This is a genomic window from Paracoccus sp. FO-3, assembly GCF_006386455.1.
Taxonomy (GTDB): Bacteria; Pseudomonadota; Alphaproteobacteria; order Rhodobacterales; family Rhodobacteraceae; genus Paracoccus; species Paracoccus versutus.
This window is the reverse complement of record NZ_VCBQ01000295.1, coordinates 1-623: the sequence shown is the minus strand read 5'-3', so window position 1 is coordinate 623 and position 623 is coordinate 1. Positions and strand designations below refer to the sequence as shown.

Sequence of the window (623 nt, the reverse complement as noted above, 5' to 3'; positions counted from 1 at the left end):
CGCCGGTCGAGGAGGCGGGGCTGGACGGCGACATGCTCGAGGCGCAGGCCTTCGGCTGGCTGGCGGTGCGGGTGCTGCGCGGGTTGCCGACCTCGGGGCCGGGCACCACCGGGGCGCCGGGGCCGGTCTGCGGCGGGCGCATCAGCCATCCGCCGCGGCGCTGAGGCGGCCTGCGGCCGGGGCGCGATCACAGGCGGATTTCCGCCTTGTGATTGTTTCGGCGCCATTTCGCGGGAACGATGCGGCGGATGGTGACGTTGGACGGGCATATGACGGCACCCGCCGTCCGTGACAACGACAACCGGAAAGGACATCGTCCATGAAACCTCTTGTCATCGCCGCCACCACCCTGGCCCTTGCCGGTTCTGCCTTTGCGCAGACCGAGACCACGCCGCCGGCCGAGATGCCCGCCGAGCAGGTCGAAGACGCCGCGACCGCGACCGAGCAGGCGGCCGACCAGGCCGAGCAGGCCGCCGATCAGGCGGAACAGGCTGCCGACCAGGCGGCCGAGGAAACCGGCGACGCCGCGGCCGAGGCCGCCCAGGACGCCGCCGAGGCCGCCGATGCGGCCAGCGATGCCGCCAATGATGCGACCGGCGCCGCCGCCGGCATGGGCGCCGCCC

1 protein-coding gene and 1 pseudogene are annotated in these 623 nt (G+C 74.0%); both read left to right on the top strand.

The genetic code is table 11. From position 1 onward, the window contains the following. Positions 1–164, top strand: a 164-nt coding sequence (locus FE811_RS27075) for an anhydro-N-acetylmuramic acid kinase (RefSeq protein WP_181181000.1), incomplete at its 5' end; no start/stop codon positions are given. A 155-nt stretch (positions 165–319) separates the two neighbouring features. Further along, positions 320–623, top strand: a pseudogene (locus FE811_RS27070) (hypothetical protein); the annotation flags it as partial.